The organism is Pseudoselenomonas ruminantium, assembly GCF_900113715.1.
In the GTDB taxonomy this organism is placed as follows: Bacteria; Bacillota; Negativicutes; order Selenomonadales; family Selenomonadaceae; genus Selenomonas_A; species Selenomonas_A caprae.
The window spans coordinates 110,318-126,287 of the sequence record NZ_FOQK01000002.1; the positions used below are offsets into that span (position 1 = coordinate 110,318).

Annotated in this window: 18 protein-coding genes; 16 read left to right on the top strand and 2 right to left on the bottom strand. The window is 54.4% G+C overall.

Going from position 1 to position 15,970, the window contains the following annotated elements; all coding sequences use genetic code 11:
• The first annotated feature begins 27 nt into the window (after window positions 1–27).
• The 5 genes from ttdA to BM181_RS01650 are packed head-to-tail and all read left to right on the top strand — an operon-like array spanning window position 28 to window position 4,333.
• Entirely contained in the window at window positions 28–927 is a 900-nt protein-coding gene (gene ttdA, locus BM181_RS01635; protein WP_075428357.1) for a L(+)-tartrate dehydratase subunit alpha, read from the top strand.
• Window positions 927–1,538 carry a L(+)-tartrate dehydratase subunit beta gene (gene ttdB / locus BM181_RS01640; protein WP_075441831.1) on the top strand — a complete coding sequence of 204 codons (612 nt, stop codon included), beginning with the start codon at window positions 927–929 and terminating at the stop codon, window positions 1,536–1,538. The genes ttdA and ttdB overlap by 1 nt, the downstream gene beginning before the upstream one ends.
• Complete coding sequence (locus tag BM181_RS15215; RefSeq protein WP_177207142.1) at window positions 1,535–1,690, top strand: hypothetical protein; 156 nt, start codon at window positions 1,535–1,537, stop codon at window positions 1,688–1,690. The genes ttdB and BM181_RS15215 overlap by 4 nt, the downstream gene beginning before the upstream one ends.
• 50 nt (window positions 1,691–1,740) lie before the next feature.
• Window positions 1,741–3,996: a SpoIIE family protein phosphatase gene (locus BM181_RS01645; protein WP_177207143.1), complete on the top strand. Its 2,256-nt coding sequence runs from the start codon at window positions 1,741–1,743 to the stop codon at window positions 3,994–3,996.
• Window positions 3,989–4,333, top strand: coding sequence for an STAS domain-containing protein (locus BM181_RS01650; protein WP_177207144.1), 345 nt, complete (start codon window positions 3,989–3,991; stop codon window positions 4,331–4,333). The genes BM181_RS01645 and BM181_RS01650 overlap by 8 nt, the downstream gene beginning before the upstream one ends.
• A 142-nt stretch (window positions 4,334–4,475) precedes the next feature.
• Here the strand turns inward: BM181_RS01650 and BM181_RS01655 are convergent, their stop codons facing one another.
• Both BM181_RS01655 and BM181_RS01660 read right to left on the bottom strand, forming a co-directional pair.
• A complete protein-coding gene (locus BM181_RS01655; protein WP_075441995.1) occupies window positions 4,476–5,336 on the bottom strand; it encodes a metal ABC transporter substrate-binding protein in 861 nt (286 codons plus the stop codon).
• A 193-nt stretch (window positions 5,337–5,529) separates the two neighbouring features.
• Window positions 5,530–5,967 (bottom strand): Fur family transcriptional regulator, encoded by a 438-nt coding sequence (locus BM181_RS01660; RefSeq protein ID WP_075441835.1) that lies wholly within the window; start codon window positions 5,965–5,967, stop codon window positions 5,530–5,532.
• A gap of 247 nt (window positions 5,968–6,214) precedes the next feature.
• Here BM181_RS01660 and BM181_RS01665 point away from each other — a divergent pair, with 247 nt between their 5' ends.
• The 11 genes from BM181_RS01665 to BM181_RS01715 all read left to right on the top strand — a co-directional run bounded on the left by BM181_RS01665 (window position 6,215) and on the right by BM181_RS01715 (window position 15,930).
• Complete coding sequence (locus tag BM181_RS01665; RefSeq protein ID WP_075441837.1) at window positions 6,215–6,937, top strand: bifunctional metallophosphatase/5'-nucleotidase; 723 nt, start codon at window positions 6,215–6,217, stop codon at window positions 6,935–6,937.
• A 149-nt stretch (window positions 6,938–7,086) separates the two neighbouring features.
• Window positions 7,087–8,607 carry an FAD-dependent oxidoreductase gene (locus BM181_RS01670; RefSeq protein ID WP_256211239.1) on the top strand — a complete coding sequence of 507 codons (1,521 nt, stop codon included), beginning with the start codon at window positions 7,087–7,089 and terminating at the stop codon, window positions 8,605–8,607.
• Window positions 8,608–8,662: 55 nt separating this feature from the next.
• The gene (locus BM181_RS01675; RefSeq protein WP_082336107.1) at window positions 8,663–10,186 is read left to right on the top strand and encodes an FAD-dependent oxidoreductase; all 1,524 of its coding nucleotides are present in this window, start codon (window positions 8,663–8,665) and stop codon (window positions 10,184–10,186) included.
• 31 nt (window positions 10,187–10,217) lie between these two features.
• Complete coding sequence (locus tag BM181_RS01680; protein WP_075428352.1) at window positions 10,218–10,904, top strand: hypothetical protein; 687 nt, start codon at window positions 10,218–10,220, stop codon at window positions 10,902–10,904.
• A 65-nt stretch (window positions 10,905–10,969) separates the two neighbouring features.
• Window positions 10,970–11,308: a hypothetical protein gene (locus BM181_RS01685; protein WP_075441839.1), complete on the top strand. Its 339-nt coding sequence runs from the start codon at window positions 10,970–10,972 to the stop codon at window positions 11,306–11,308.
• A 40-nt stretch (window positions 11,309–11,348) separates the two neighbouring features.
• The gene (locus tag BM181_RS01690) at window positions 11,349–12,836 is read left to right on the top strand and encodes an FAD-dependent oxidoreductase (protein WP_143092077.1); all 1,488 of its coding nucleotides are present in this window, start codon (window positions 11,349–11,351) and stop codon (window positions 12,834–12,836) included.
• Window positions 12,837–12,864: 28 nt separating this feature from the next.
• The gene (budA, locus tag BM181_RS01695) at window positions 12,865–13,686 is read left to right on the top strand and encodes an acetolactate decarboxylase (protein WP_075441841.1); all 822 of its coding nucleotides are present in this window, start codon (window positions 12,865–12,867) and stop codon (window positions 13,684–13,686) included.
• Window positions 13,676–14,251, top strand: a complete 576-nt coding sequence (locus tag BM181_RS01700; protein ID WP_256211240.1) for a L,D-transpeptidase family protein — start codon at window positions 13,676–13,678, stop codon at window positions 14,249–14,251. The genes budA and BM181_RS01700 overlap by 11 nt, the downstream gene beginning before the upstream one ends.
• A gap of 143 nt (window positions 14,252–14,394) precedes the next feature.
• Window positions 14,395–15,075 carry a hypothetical protein gene (locus BM181_RS15220; RefSeq protein ID WP_075441843.1) on the top strand — a complete coding sequence of 227 codons (681 nt, stop codon included), beginning with the start codon at window positions 14,395–14,397 and terminating at the stop codon, window positions 15,073–15,075.
• Between the two features lie 13 nt (window positions 15,076–15,088).
• Complete coding sequence (locus BM181_RS01710) at window positions 15,089–15,529, top strand: STAS domain-containing protein (protein ID WP_256211241.1); 441 nt, start codon at window positions 15,089–15,091, stop codon at window positions 15,527–15,529.
• A gap of 95 nt (window positions 15,530–15,624) precedes the next feature.
• On the top strand, window positions 15,625–15,930 hold the full coding sequence (locus tag BM181_RS01715) for a transporter substrate-binding domain-containing protein (protein ID WP_075441845.1): 306 nt from the start codon (window positions 15,625–15,627) through the stop codon (window positions 15,928–15,930).
• Window positions 15,931–15,970 lie beyond the last annotated feature (40 nt).

Consider the following 15,970-nt stretch of genomic DNA (forward strand, 5'->3'; position numbering starts at 1 on the left):
TTATTGTGTGCGGAGAGGAAGGATAGTATGACGAAAGAACAGGCGGTAGCCCGGATGACGGATACCATCGCGAAGTTTTTGGCCTTTTCCGGCAAGTGCCTGCCCGATGATGTGCGCGCGAAGCTGGCAGAGCTGGCTGCGCAGGAGGAAGAGCCGCTGGCCAAGGCAATCTATCAGACGATGCGGGAGAATCAGGAGCTGGCGCAGAAGCTCAACCGCCCGAGCTGCCAGGATACGGGAGCCATCCAGTTCTTCATCAAATGCGGCGCTGGCTTTCCCTATATGGGCGAGCTGCCGGTGCTGCTGCGGGAGGCTGTGATCCAGGCGACGAAGGCTGCGCCGCTCCGGCATAACGCCGTGGAGACCTTTGATGAGTACAATACGGGCAAGAATGTCGCCCTCGGCATCCCTTCGCTGTTCTGGGATATTGTGCCGGGGCGCGATGACTGCGAGATCTATACGTATATGGCTGGGGGCGGCTGTTCTTTGCCAGGACAGGCCAAGGTCCTGATGCCGGGTGAAGGCTATGAGGGCGTCACGAAGTTTGTTCTCGACGTCATGACGAGCTATGGCCTCAATGCCTGCCCGCCGCTTCTGGTCGGCGTTGGCATCGGCACCTCAGTGGAAGTGGCGGCCCTGCAGTCCAAATGGGCCCTCATGCGGCCGCTGGGCTCGCATAACCCGAATCCCAAGGCCGCCAAGATGGAAAAGCTTTTGGAGGATGGCATCAACAAGCTGGGCCTGGGCCCGCAGGGGCTGCGCGGCAAGAATTCCGTCATGGGCGTCAACATCGAGAACAGCGCCCGTCATCCGTCGGTCATTGGCGTGGCGGTCAACGTCGGCTGCTGGTCGCATCGCCGCGGGCATATCGTTTTTGACCGGGAGCTCAACTACACGATCGATTCGCATGCGGAGGTGGATTTCTAATGGCAAAGAAGATACTTACGACACCCATCAGTGCCGAGGATTTGGAAGATATCCATGTGGGGGATGTCATCTATCTGACTGGTGAGCTCACGACCTGCCGTGATGTGGCCCATCGCCGCGTCATCGAGGAAAAGCGCCCGCTGCCTGTCGACGTGCGCAATGGTGCGATCCTGCACGCAGGCCCGATTATCCGCAAGCATGGTGAAGATGACTACGAGATGGTCACGGTCGGCCCGACGACCTCGATGCGCATGGAGAAATTTGAGGAAGCGTTCATCCGGGAAACCGGTGTCCGGCTGATCATCGGCAAGGGCGGCATGGGAGATGGCACGATGCGCGGCTGCCGCGAGCATAAGGCGCTGCATTGCGTATTCCCCGCTGGCTGCGCGGTGGTGGCAGCCGATTGCGTCGAGAAGATCATCCAGGCCAACTGGATGGATCTGGGCATGCCCGAGACGCTGTGGACGAGCAAGGTCAAGGAGTTCGGCCCGCTCATTGTCTCTATCGACACCCATGGGCGCAACTTGTTCGAGGAAAACAAAGTCATTTTCAACGAGCGCAAGGAAAGGGTATACGAAGAAATCTGCCGAGAGGTAAGATTCATCAAGTGAATACAGGCAAAAATGACCGGTCAGACTGGCACCGCTTGACGCGCCAATCTGACCGGTCATTTTTGCCTATCCGGGGCCTTGGCGGCAGCGTGAGCTTTTTTATCGCCTGCGAGGAAGGAACTGGCTGGTGGTGCGGCGAATCCATAGAATGAATAGCTATAAGATCAGGCAGGCATGGGGCCTGCTTGAGAGGGAGACATCGATGGAAAAGATCAAAGCATGGATTCGTCAGATCAAGGCGGCGAGGCAGAAAAGTATCAGGAATCAGGTGCTTGTGCTGGTGTTGGCATGTGGCCTGCTGATATTTTTGAGCGTCAGCGCCTTGTCTTTGTATGCGCTGGAAAGCACGCGCACCGCACTGGAAAATCATGGCAGGAGCGTCAGCCGCCTGGTATCCGACTCGGTGGGGGAGTCGGCCGAGGAAAATGCCAAGGACTGGCTGCGGCAGTTCGCCGAGGCGCAAGCCAGCTATATTGACCGGGAGCTCGAGATCAATGGTGAGGATGTGACCATCCTCGCCCAGACCATGACGCGCATCCTGACGCATCCGGAGTATTACCGGCCGCGTCAGCTGCCGTCGTCGGACAATCCCGAGGATATCGTTTCGGGGATATCGTATATCCATTACAGTCCCGCGCTCAAGCGGCAGGAGATGCCAGCGCCTATAGCGCAGGAGATCGGGCTGGCGGGGAATATCGTCGATGCGCTGGAGCCGCTGAGCCTGACCTATAAGAATTACCGCACGTCTTTGCTGGCGGCCTCCAAGCATGGCTACATGATCTGCGTCGACATCATCCCTGGCGCGGTGGGGAAAAAATCGATATTCCCCTCGGCGGCGAAGAAGGCCGATTTCCTGGCAAACTATGACCCGCGGGAGCGGCCGTGGTATAAGCTGGCACAGCGGGAAGATGCACTGAGCTTCACCGAGGTTTATCTGGGCGAGGATGGCTATCTGGAGGTCTCCTGTGCGATGCCGTACTATGATGCCGATGGCTTTGCCGGTGTCGTAAGCATCGGCGGCAGTGTGGAGGACATCCATAAGCAGGTGATGGATGTGGCTGCTGGCATCAAGGGCATCTGCTTTGCGTTGGACGATAAGGGCAACATCGCCTTTTCCTCTGAGCAGGAGGGGATACTGGCGGCTGTGCCGGAATATCTCGATATCCGGCAGTCCGGGGAGAAAACGCTGGCCGAGGCGGCCGGACACATGGTGGCTGGTGAAAGCGATGTCATGCGCGTGACCGTAGAGGGCAAGGAATACTATCTGGCCTATGCGCCGATGAACAAGCTGCATTGGAGCTTCGGCATGCTGATCGGTACCGATGTAGTCATGGCGCCAGCGCAGCAGGCCAGCGGCGACGTGCAGGCGAAGATGGAAGGCTTTGAAGAGGATGTGCAGCAGATCTTCCTGGCGACGGCAGGCAAGGAGGCACTGCTGCTGATTCCGCTGCTGCTCCTCGCGTTTTACAGTAGCGGCGTTATGGCTGCCCGGGTGACAAAGCCCATCCGTCAGCTGGCAGCAGGGGTGAAGGAGATCACCGCCGGCAACCTGAACAAAAAATTGGACATGAATGAGAGCAATGAGATCGGCCATTTGGCCATCTGCTTCAATGCCATGACCGATGAGCTCCAGCGGCATATGAAGGAGCTGGAGCAGGCGACGGCCAAGGCAGAGCGCGCGAAGACGGAGCTGGAAGTAGCTGCGAGCATCCAGGCCGGCATGCTGCCAGAGGCTATCAAAGCGGAGCGCTATAAGGGGCAGGTAGACCTTACCGCGATGATGCATCCGGCCAAGGTCGTTGGCGGCGATTTCTACGATTTCTACTTCATGGACGAGGACAACCTCGTAGTGACGATTGCCGATGTTTCGGATAAAGGCGTTCCGGCGTCCTTGTTCATGGTGATTGCCAAGACCCTGCTGAAGGATCAGGCCCTGATGAAAAAATCAGCGGCCCGGCTGGCCGACATCGTGGCGGCAGCTAACGATGCGCTGGCGGCAAGCAATCGTGAGCTGATGTTTGTGACCACCTTCATCGGTGTGCTGCATCTGCCTACGGGCCGGTTCACCTATGTGAATGCGGGCCATAATGCGCCAATCAGGGGAAGGGGGCAGGACTGGGAGTATCTGCCCATGGCCAAGGACCCCATCCTGGGCGTGCGCAGCGGGCTGGCGTTCACAACTCAGCAGCTTACCTTGACACGCGGCACAGCCGTCCTGCTTTATACCGATGGCGTGACTGAGGCGATGGATGAGCAGCATGAGCAGTTCGGCGAGGCGCGGCTGCGGCAGACCTTGGCAGACATGGAGCCTGGCTTTGACGCAGCCGGGATGCTGAACAGCGTGCAGGCTGCCGTCAAGGGACATGCCGGCGCGGCAGAGCAATCAGACGATATAACCATGCTGGGCTTTGTGTATCATGGACCGGCAGAGGACAAGGGAGGACGACAGGATGACTGATCTGGCAATGACCTTTGCCCAGGCAGAAAAAGGCAGCTGGCATATCTGGCAGCTGGCAGGAAGGCTGGACCGCGCGACAGCAGCGCAGGTACAGGCAGAAGGTGAGACGCTGCTGCAGCAGACAGACCGGCTGGCGATTGACTTGTCAGAGCTTGCTTATATTTCCAGTGCGGGAATCCGGGTATTGCTGCTGCTGGCCAAGCAGGCAGAGGATGCGTCGCAGCCTTTCTGCCTGTGCTCCCCGCAGGGTATCGTGCGGGAGGTGCTGGAAATATCCCGGATGGATATGTTCCTCTCCATCTGCCCGTCTGTGGATGCCTTGGAAGAAGGTGCATGACATGGAAAAGGATACGTTATGAGCGGGCGGGGCTGTTCGGCAGAGCGGCTAACCATTTGAACTTGTCGCTGCTGGTGAGCAGCCAGGAATGAAAAAGGTGTGGACAGATGCGAGGGCATCTTGTCCACACCTTTTTATTTGGTTATTGCAGAGCTTCTTTGAGCGTTTCCATATTCTTGCGCATGGTCGTAAGGTAGGCGTCCATGGCAGCTTCGTTGGCCTCACCAGTCACTACCGGGTCAAGGGTATAGATCTTGGCTCCGGTTTCGCGGGCGATGGTCTGAGCAGCGGCAGGGGAATACTGCGGCTCGGTGAACAGGACTTTGGCTGTGAGGGGCTTGACCTGTTCGATGACGGCCTGCAGCTCGGAGGGGGTAGGTTCCGTGCCCGGCTCACGTTCGATGACCGTCAGGATGTGCAGGCCGAATTCCTTGGCAAAATACGGGAAGGCCTCATGGAAGGTCACGATGTCCTTATGGGGGACGTTGTCGAGGGTTTCGTGCATTTCCTTTTTGAGGGCCTCGAGCTTCTGGATATAGGCATCGGCATTGGCCTGATAGGCATCAGCGTGCTTCGGGTCAGCTTCCTTCAGCTGGGCGGTGATGTTCTTGACCTGTTCGATGCTCGACGTGATGCTGAGCCAGACGTGCGGGTTCTCCTCATCGCCATCTTTCAGCAATTCGATGCCTTTTGACGCGTCAATCACCTTGAGGTCCTTCTGTTCCTTGATGACCTTGCCGAGGAAGTTTTCCATGCCAGCACCGTTGGCGATGAGGGCATCGGCCTTCTCCAGGGTCTTCATATCCTCGGTGGTCAGCTGGTAGTCATGCAGGCAGCCGGTCTGCGGCTTGGTCATATTGGTGACCGTGACGCCGTCAATGCCCTGGGTGATGTTGATGGCGTCGATGTACATGGGATAAAAGGTAGTGACAATGTGGAAGCTGCCGTCCTTGGCGGCGTCCGGTGAAGAGCTCGTGCTGCCCGCGCCACAGCCGGTGAGCATCAGGCAGAAGGCGGCGAGCAGGCAGAAAAACGAAGTTTTGCATTTCAAAGTGATGACCTCCTAGAAAAGAAAATAAGTAAATAGTAATATTACTATTTACGATTATAGCATGCAAAATAAAAATGACAAGAGCAGTTTGATAATTTTTATCATTGCTCTTGTCATTGACTTGTCAACGCTTGCCCTTGACTTGTCAATCTTTATGTTTTTTCTGCTGGCACTTTTGGCAGAGCCCGTAGAACTCGAAGATATGGCCCGTGATCGCAAAGCCTTTTTTCGCAGCCTCCTGCGCATAGGCATCGGTCATCGGGCAGACATCGATGCATTCGGTATGACCGCATTCGGTGCAGACCAGATGATGGTGATGATGGGCCGCATCGGCAAGCTCATAGACATTGCCGGAGCTGCGGAAGATCTCGTGGACGATGTCGAGCTCTGTCAGCAAGGAAAGGTTGCGGTAGATCGTATCGAGCGATACGTCGGGCTGCTGCTTGCGGACTTCTTCACGGATCTGTTGGGCGGTCGGGAACGGCGGGCAGGCGGAAAAGGCCTGCAGGACGGCGCGGCGCTGTGGTGTTATTTTATAGCCCTTGTCCCGCAAGCGGTCAAGGGGCGTTTGTTTTTTCGTCATAGGTTATCCCCTCGGTTGTCATGTTCTGCTGTCTGTTATTATAACGTCATTGTTCAAATTTTGCCAAGCGTAAAATAAAAGGAAAGGCTGTAGACGGTTTATGAGATTCAAGTTAGCAGGAAAATAAGGAAACGTGCGGAATACTAAGGAAAGCTAAATCAGTGCCAACCTGTACGATAAGGGCAGTCAAACCTGTATCTTTGCGCCCTATAAGTCTTTTACGTTCCATGGCGTCAAGGTGGCCGTCGTGGGGCTGACGACACCGGAAACGGCTTATAAGACGAATCCCGACAACGTAGCGGCCGTTACCTTTGCCAATCCCCTTGTGATTGCGAGGAAACTCCTGCCAAAACTGCGGGCTGACCATGATGTGGTAATCGGCCTGATGCATATGGGCGTAGATAAGAGCTCGGCAATCACCTCCGAGCGCATTGCCAAGGAGGTGCCGGGCTTTGATGTGATCATCGATGGCCACAGCCATACGACGCTGCCCCAAGGGCTGAAAGTAGGCAAGACCTTGATTTGCCAGACGGGATATTATGGGCATGATTTAGGCAAGGTGGAGCTTGTGGTCAAGGATCATAAAGTACGCAAGGTGCAGGGCATGCTGCTGGATCGGCAAGGGGTAGAGAAACTGGCAGCTAAGCCTAGCGATGGCGTGGCGCAGACCCTGAGCGAAATCAAGACGCAGGTGGATAAAGAGATGCAAGAAGTCGTAGCGGAAAGCCCGCGGGAACTGACGAGTGAGCGGGCCATCGTGCGCAAGCAGGAATCTGAGCTTGGCAATCTGGCCGCCGATGCGATACGCCATGCTGCTGGCGCAGATATCGCCTTTATCAACGGTGGCAGCCTGCGTAGCAATCTGCCCAAGGGAAAGGTGACAGATACTTATGATGCAATCATGTCTGGCCTGGATAAACTTCAGGCGGAATATACGGCGAACAATGCGGCAACAGAAATATCTGCATAAATAATAGCGGCAAGGAGAGTTTGACTGGTCAAGTTTGACCGGTCAATTTTTTTGCCTTTTAGCAGGGATTGTAGCAAAAAGAAAGAAATATAGAGATGTAATGTCAGATTATTTTCTTTTTTCAAATATTACTATAGGGGAGGCGTATTATGGAAAAATCCTTTTCGATTCCGATTTCCCGCCGCACATTCATGAAACTGGTCGGCATGGGGACTGTAGGGATGCTGGCTGGAGCGGCTGCTCCTGGCGGCGAAGCCGCAGCTGCACCGCTGGGGGCAAGTGGCGAAGGTCTGCCGACGATTCTGACTGCTGATGTCTGTGTGGTTGGCGGCGGCTCGGCGGGGACGGCTGCTGCTGTCAGTGCCGCACGCAAGGGCGCGAAGGTTGTCCTGGTTGAACGGGGGATTTCCCTTGGCGGTCTGGCGACCCAGGGATGTGTATTTCCCTGTATGCCAACCTTTGTCGATGGTAGTGACACGCCTTATATCACGGATCTGAACAAACGCATGGAAAAGCAGGGGGCATCGCCATCCCTGGGGATAGATACCGATACCTATTATGGTGGTGGCAGGTCACAATTTGTGCCAGAATATCTTTCGTATGTCTACGATGAGATGTGCGAAGAGGCTGGTGTTGAGATCCTTTACAATGCTGCCTTAGCGGGAGCTGTGAGTGATGGCGGCAAGATCACTGCCTGCATCGTCCAGACGCTAGAAGGCCTGGCTAAGGTAGAGGCCAAGGTGTTCATCGATGGCACGGGCGATGCCTTGCTTTCCCGGTTTGCCGGCGTTCCTGTAGAAAAGGGCTCAGAAAAGACGGGACATAACCAGCCGATGAGCCTGCGTTTTGAGATGGGCGGCGTTGATGTCGGCAAGGTCTTCCAGTTCTTTCAAAAGGAATTGAAAGATGATTATACACGAGGCCTGTTCGTTGATATTGTGGAGAACGCTCTGAAAGAGAAGAAACCGCCATTCTTTGAGTTTGCCAAGTGGAAAAAGAATGAGAAATTCTTCCAGGGGGGTGTTGCTCGCGGGGAACTGACCCAGGATGATATCCTGTATATCCAGGCCTTTGCGATTCCTGGCAAGCCCACTGTAATGTCGATGAACTGTCCGGAGATGCCGCCACTGAACTTCAGTGCTACTGATGCCGTTTCTTACAGCAAGGCGGTATCCTTCGGCCGGAAGATGATGCGCCGCTTAGCTGGATTCTTCAGCAAGAATATTCCTGGCTTTGAGCACGCCTATATCTGCCGCGAGGCAAGCATGGTGGGCGTGCGCGAGTCCTGGCGGGTTCGCGGAAAATACTATATGGAGGCCGAGGACTACCTGAAGGCCCATCATTTTGCGGATGCAGTCTGCCGCACGGCCTATCCGATTGACATCCACGATGTGAAACTTGATCTCTTTGAAAAACTGAAAAAAGGAGAGTATTACGAGATTCCCTATCGTGCCTTGGTAACGAACGAGAGGTCCAATCTGCTGGTTGTGGGGCGCTGTGCCAGCGGCAGTTTCGCCGCGCAGGCGTCCTTCCGCATACAGCCGACCTGTATGAGCATGGGCGAGGCAGCCGGCATTGCTGCCGCTTGGGGGCTTTCCCAGAACGTAGCTATAAACGAAATCAAATGGGAAGAGATTCCAGAAAGTATGCGCAGTTATGTAAGCAAATAAACACGATCGGCATATGAAGAAAAGAGATGAGGATAGTAAGTTTTAGGAGGAGCATATGGAAAAATCGTTTTCGATTCCGATTTCCCGCCGTGCATTCATGAAACTGGTCGGGATGGGGACCGTAGGTGTGCTGACAGGAGCGGCTGTCCATAGCAGCAAAGCCGCAGCTGCACCAATCGGAGCAAGTGGCAAAGGGCTGCCGCCGCTTCTGAGTGCTGATGTCTGCGTGGTTGGCGGCGGTGCCGCGGGAACGGCAGCGGCTGTCAGCGCTGCACGCAAAGGCGCGAAAGTTGTCCTTATCGAACGTGGTATTTCCCTTGGTGGTCTGGCGACGCAAGGATGCGTTTTTCCCTGCATGCCAACTTTCGCCGAGGGCAGTGACACGCCTTATATCACGGATCTGAACAATCGCATGGAAAAACAGGGAGTATCACCCTTTCAAGATGTCACAGACAGCGATACCTTTTACGGTGGCGGCAGAGCGCGATATGTGCCGGAGTATCTTTCTCTTGTCTACGAGGAAATGTGCGCGGAGCAGGGAGTGGATATCCTTTACAATGCAGCCTTAGTGGGGGCGCAGACCGATGGGGGGAGGATCACCGCTTGCATTGTCCAGACGGTAGCAGGGCTGGGAAAGGTAGAGGCCAAGGTGTTCATCGATGGCACAGGCGATGCCTTGCTTTCCCGGTTTGTGGGCATTCCCGTCGAAAAGGGCTCGGAAAAGACCGGACGCAACCAGCCCATGAGCCTGCGCTTTGAAATGGGCGGTATTGATATGGCGAAAGTCTATCATTTCTTTCGCGATGAGTTAAAGGACGGCTGGAAAACTCCATTGTCTGACAGACTCATAATAGATGCCTTGAAAGACGGAAGGACACCCTTCGTGGAATTCGATAAGATGAAAACCACGGCGAAATTCTTCCAAGGCGGTGTGTCGCGGGGCGAGCTGACAAAGGATGATGTCGTGTATATTCAGGCCTTCTCAATTCCGGGCAAGCCTGACGTAATGTCCATGAACTGCCCGGAGATGCCAGCACTGGAATTCAGTTCCACCGATGCGGTTTCTTACAGCAAGGCGGTATCCTTCGGCCGGAAGATGATGCGCCGTCTGGCGGCTTTCTTCATCAAGAATATCAAGGGCTTTGAGCATGCCTATATCTGCCGCGAGGCAAGCATGGTGGGCGTGAGGGAGTCCTGGCGGATTCGTGGGAAATACTATATGGAGGCCGAGGACTACCTGAAGGCCCATCATTTTGCGGATGCAGTCTGCCGCACGGCCTATCCAATCGACATCCACGATGTGAAACTTGATCTTTTCAAGAAATTGAAAAAAGGCGATTATTACGAGATTCCCTATCGTGCTTTGGTAACCAACGAGATGTCCAACCTGCTGGTTGTGGGGCGTTGTGCCAGCGGCAGTTTCGCCGCGCAGGCGTCCTTCCGCATACAGCCGACCTGTATGAGCATGGGGGAGGCAGCCGGCATTGCTGCTGCCTGGGGGCTTTCCCAGAATGTTGCCATAAACGAAATCAAATGGGAAGAGATTCCAGAAAGTATGCGTAGTTATGTAAGCAAATAAACATAAAGGAAAGGTTAAGGAGGAGACTATCATGCAAAAGAAGAAAATCGTGACGGCTGTTGCTGTTGCTGCGTTTGGCGTAAGCCTTGGCATTGGTGCGATGACGGCTCAGGCAGAGTTCCGCCCGGCTACGCAGGGAGCCATGGAGACCCGTACTGGCGTGCCAGTGGGACCAGGACAGGATTCGGCTGAGGATAAGCTGCCAGCCTCGGAGCGTTTTGTGAGTTCGAAGGATATGGGCTCACAGCTTGAGTATCAGCTTTGCCTGCCGCGTTGGTATGACTCGAGCAAGTCTTACCCGCTGATTGTCGTCATCAATGATGTGGCCGGGGAGACCGATGGCAGAGCCCTGCTGAAACAGCCGGATGGTGTCAGCGCCTGGGTGGACGAGCTGGAGAAAAACCAGCAGTATGCGATCGTGCTGACTATCCAGACTACGCAGGCTTCTGATGCGCGCATCGGTCATCTGACGAGCACGGAAGGCATGAATGTCCTGCGGGGAATCTTAAAGGATGTCCGCCAGAACTATGGCGTCAATAAGGATGCTATCTATGGCATCGGCGAAAATAAAGGTGCCTGGGCTATCCAGCTCATCAATGAACAACTGCCGAGCTATTTCAAAGCATTCTATAACGATGAGAATACGGCCGATGGCAAGATCGATAACAAGGTAATCCATGACTGGCTGATGAAGGAAATGGCATCGCAGGCCAAATGATGGCATTGGGAGAGCAGGCGAGGGGCTGAGTTGATTCAGCCCCTTGTGCCTTATAAAAGGAGGTGATGGGATGTTTCTGGGCGAAAAGGGGAAATACAGGCTCGTGCAAAATTGTGTCCTTTGTGGTGCTGTTCCGTGTGATACGGCCTGCCCAGAAGGGCTGGCACCCGCACGGCAGCTGCGGAGCCAGCATTCCCATCCTTGCGAAACTCACGCCGAATGTGGCGCGCATGAGCCCCGAGGCTGAAGCGGCCCTTAGCGGCGGTGCGGATGGACTTTCGGCTATCAACACCATCAAATGGATTGTGCCAGGTGCTGGCCATGCTGACGCCAAGAATACGGCACCAAAAGAGTATTTTACGCATGTCTTTGACTTTTTAGAGACCTATATGCGAGCAGATTGAGCGGTCAATTGACAAGTCAAATTTGAATGGAGGTACTTCCATGGGAAAATCTTTTTCGATTCCGATTTCCCGCCGTGATTTCATGAAAATGGCCGGTATGGCCGCCATAGGGGTCCTGGCAGAAGGCGCGATTGGCGGGACAGATACCGTAAGCGCTGCAGGGAGTAAGGCAGGCACCATAAACTATGGGGGCAAGGAAATCCCGGTGCTGTTTTCGGTAGATGTTTGCGTGGCTGGCGGCGGCCCCTCGGGAACAGCAGCGGCCATTATGGCGGCGCGCAATGGGGCCAAAACCGTGCTGATCGAGCGTGGCGTGGCCCTCGGGGGCCTGGCCGTGCTTGGCTGCGTCTATCCCTTTATGGATACCCATGCGCCGGACAGCGATACGCCCTATGTGGCCGAGGTCAAGGCGCGCCTGCGCCAGCATGGCATCGAGCCTTTTGATGGCGTGACCCAGCAGACCTGGCATAATCCGGAGACGCTGACCCTCATCTATGATGAGATGTGCAGCGAAGCTGGCGTGAACGTTCTCTTTCAGACGGTGGTGGTCGATACGGTGGTAGAGGGCCAAAAACTTACGGCCTGCATCGTCCAGACCATTGCGGGCCTGGCAGCCATCCAGGCCAAGACCTTTATCGACAGTACTGGCGATGCCTATCTTTCGCGTTCGGCAGGTGTTCCTTATGAGCGTGGTTACGAAAAGACCGGGAACAACCAGCCGCTGTCCTTCCGTTTTGAGATGGGCGGCATCGATGTCGGCAGGCTTTATCAGCATGTGGCCGTGGAGCTCCAAGAGGACTGGTGCAAGTCTAAGCCGCCGTACTTTGAGATCGCCGAGGCCATGCACCGCAAGCAGCGGTATAAGCTCGAAGATCTGATGGCAAAAGGTGTGGCAAGCGGCGAAATCACACAGGAAGAGGCCGAGTACATGCAGGCCTATACCATTATTGGCAAGAATGGTGTCATGAGCATGAACTGCCCGGAGATTCCTGTGAAGTTTTCGGCCACCGATCCCGTTTCCTATAGCAAGGCCGTAGCCTATGGCCGCCGCATGATGCATAATATCGCTAGCTACCTCATCGCCCATCTGCCCGGGTTTGAGAAGGCCTTCATCAGCCGGGAGGCGGCCATGCTGGGAGCCAGGGAGTCTTGGCGCATCCGTGGCAAGCATTATCTGGTGGAGGACGATTATCATAGCCAGAGCCGCTTTGCCGACGCGGTCTGCCGTACGGCCTGGTTCATCGATGCCCATGGGGAAAAGGTTTCGGAGAAGCTGCCCAAGGGCGGCTATTATGAGATCCCTTATGGCTCATTGGTGACGGAGGAGGTAGAAAACCTTATCGTGGCGGGACGCTGCATCAGTGCCAGCTTCATCCTGCAAGCCTCGATGCGCATTCAGCCCACCTGCATGAGCATCGGCGAAGCCGCGGGCATTGCGGCGGCCTGGGGGCTCAAAAAGCATATCGCGGCCAATGCGATTGCCTGGGATAAGATTCCCCCCGAGAAACGCAGCTATGTCAGTAAATAAGCATTGAATATAGAGAGGAGCGTTCTTTATGTATCGGACAAAGAAAATCTTGGCATCTGTTCTGGCAGGTCTGCTGCTTGGCAGCACGGGCTATGCGGCCGCGGCTGATCGGGAAAGCATTGCGCAGGTAGCGCTCTTGCAGTCGCTGGCTCAAGGATATTTTGGCGGCACAGTCACATCCGGGCAGCTGCGTGCGCTTGGCGATACGGGAATCGGTACGTTCGAGGGATTAAATGGCGAGATGATCGTGCTCGATGGCAAGGTCTATCAGGCGCTGGGCGATGGGCGCGTCATCGTTGCCCCGGACAAGACGATCATCCCGTATGCCACCGTGACTTTTTTTGACCAGGATATTGCCGTTAGCCTCAAGGATATCAAGGATAAGGCAGCCTTTGAAAAGGTCTTGAACGATACCGTCCAGAAACAGGGCGCCAACAGTTTCTATATGGTGAAACTCCATGCGCAATTTGATTCGGTGCTGTTCCGGAGCGAATATGGCAGCAAGGAGCCCTATCCTACGCTGGTGGAAGCTTTGAAGGGGAAACAGACGGAGTTTACGGAGAAGAACATCAACGGCACCTTGGTGGGCCTGTATTGCCCCAGCTATATGGCGGGACTCAACTCGCCGGGCTGGCATTTCCATTTCTTGTCGGACGACAAGAAAAAGGGCGGTCATATCTTAGAACTCACGCTGAAAGAAGGGACTATCTATCTGGACAAGACGGATAAGTTCACGATGATACTGCCTGATGACAAAAAGTTCCATGATATCAATCTGGCTAAGGATATGAAGGAAGATATCCGCAGTGCGGAGCAGGATACCAAGAGCAGTCTGCAGGGTGGAAAATAAACAGACTACGGCCTGGGTGTCAATGCATGAAAAGGACGGAAATGGTCAGTGGCAGCAAGTCATGACTACGCCGGGCTATATCGGCAAGAATGGCTTGGGCAAGACCAAGGAGGGCGACAGCAAGACGCCGGTGGGCGTCTTCCGTTTCAACAAGGCCTTCGGTATTGCCCCTGACACTGGCTGTGCCATTCCCTATACGCAGGTAGATGAACATATCTATTGGTCTGGCGACATGCGTCCCGGCATGAGATATAACGAGATGGTGGATATCCGCAAGTTCCCAGGCCTTGATAAAGAAGCCAGCGAGCATATCGCTGACTATACGGTTCACTATGTCTACTGCTTGAACATCAGCTACAATGAGGCTGGTGAGCTTGGCAAGGGTTCGGCCATTTTCCTGCACTGCACGGCGCCGATGAAACCATACACTGGCGGCTGCGTAGCCATCCCACAGGACAAGATGCGCTTTGTGCTGCAGAGGGTACGCCCTGACTGTGTGGTATTGATTGATTCCCTCAAAAATATCGCCCCGTCTGTGGCGGCTGATTGGGGCGTGTTGCAATGAATTCCCTTCTTGTAGAGCGTAGGAAGAAGGCAGGAGGTACAGCCGCAGCGTCGGTAAGTTCAGCAACAACTATATCTGGGAAGAAACCATGGGCGATGCTATTTGCCGGAATGTATTTGCGTAGAAATAATGGAGGTCCCTAAATGTCAGTAAAGAGTATGCAGGCACGAGTCAATCCCGTATATCTAACCGCTAAGACAGCTGTGTGCTTGATGGAAAGGGCGAAAATACCAGGGGCTGAGGAGATTGCCTGTGCCTTGGCTTTAGACGATAAGGCACTGCTGCAAAATATGAAGGATGAAGAAACCATCCTGGGCAATGCGCTGGTGGTTGAGGCCAAGTATCGCACGATGTGCCGCTTGATTGAGGCGTCTGGGATTATGACCTCTGTAGATTTGCCCTGCGGCTATACGCCAAAGGCAATTTATATGACGGAACATGGCAGGAAATTTGTTGGACTGGATCTGCCAATCGTCATACAGGAAATAGAACCGATTATCCGTCAATTGGCTGGCCAAGCGGAAAATGTGACCTTCTATGGAGTAGACGCTACCAATTACAGCTCATTGAAAGCTGCCTTGTATGATGTTAGCGGGCCCTTATGTATCTCAACCGAGGGCATGATGATGTATTTCAGTGATGACGAGGCTGATACCGTCATCGCCAATATCCAATGCCTGCTAAGCGAATATGGCGGCTGCTGGATAACGCCTGACCCTGAATATGCGCTGCAGTTTTGCGGCACTTTCCAGGCCGTTTTCGGCGAAGAATCGCTGGCGAAACTCATGGCGACAAGGGACACGGCTCAAGGCCAAGAAGATTAATCTTGGGGAACATATGCCGGAATTAAGCGTTTATAAGCAGCTTGCTCCAGAGCAGATTGTGCGCTTTAAGGAGGCCATGAGGCATTGTCATTATTGGGTCATTACCCTTGACGAGACAAAGGGATTACACGATACGGCGAGGTTCATGGAAGAGCAGTCCTTTGCGATGGAATATGCGTTGGAAAAGGGAATCCTGCACCTGTCGTTGTGTGGTAGGCTTGATACCATCTCAGCACCGCAACTGCTGCTGGTGTGGGAGAAAGCCAATCATGGCGGAAACATTGAAGGGATAAGGATTGATTGTACCCGACTGAAGTATATATCATCGGCAGGAATCCGCTTGCTGCTTGAGATACAGGAAAACTGCGGCAGACCTCTAGGTTTTTCTGGAGTCAATGCAAAAGTAAAAGAAATCTTGCAGCAGAATGGTTTGGCGGAGCTGAATGAAAGCTGAATGGTGGGAAGGTGGAACAGTTATGCTGAAAAAAGTTGCGCTGGTTAATCGGATATGCCTGCTATTGCTGGCAGTATTGATGCTGGTGGGGACAAATGCGGAGGCTGGTCATCTTCAAGCAGGCCCAGCTTATCGTTCATGATGACAATGCGGATATTCCCCGGCAGATTGCCGAGGGCAAGGCGGACATCATGATTACGGAAACCGTAGAGGCTGCACATTATGTCCGCATGGACAAGCGGCTGGCCGCTCCACTCAAGGACAAGCCCTTCACGCGTCACTCCTGTGGTATCCTGATGCAAAAAGGCGACCAGGAATGGCTCAACTACATTAACTTTGTACTGGCAGAACTGAAGATGGACGGGACCTTGGCAAACTTGGAGGAAAAATATCTGAAATAGAGAAAAGCAGCAGGAAATAAAGGATATACAGGACACGCGA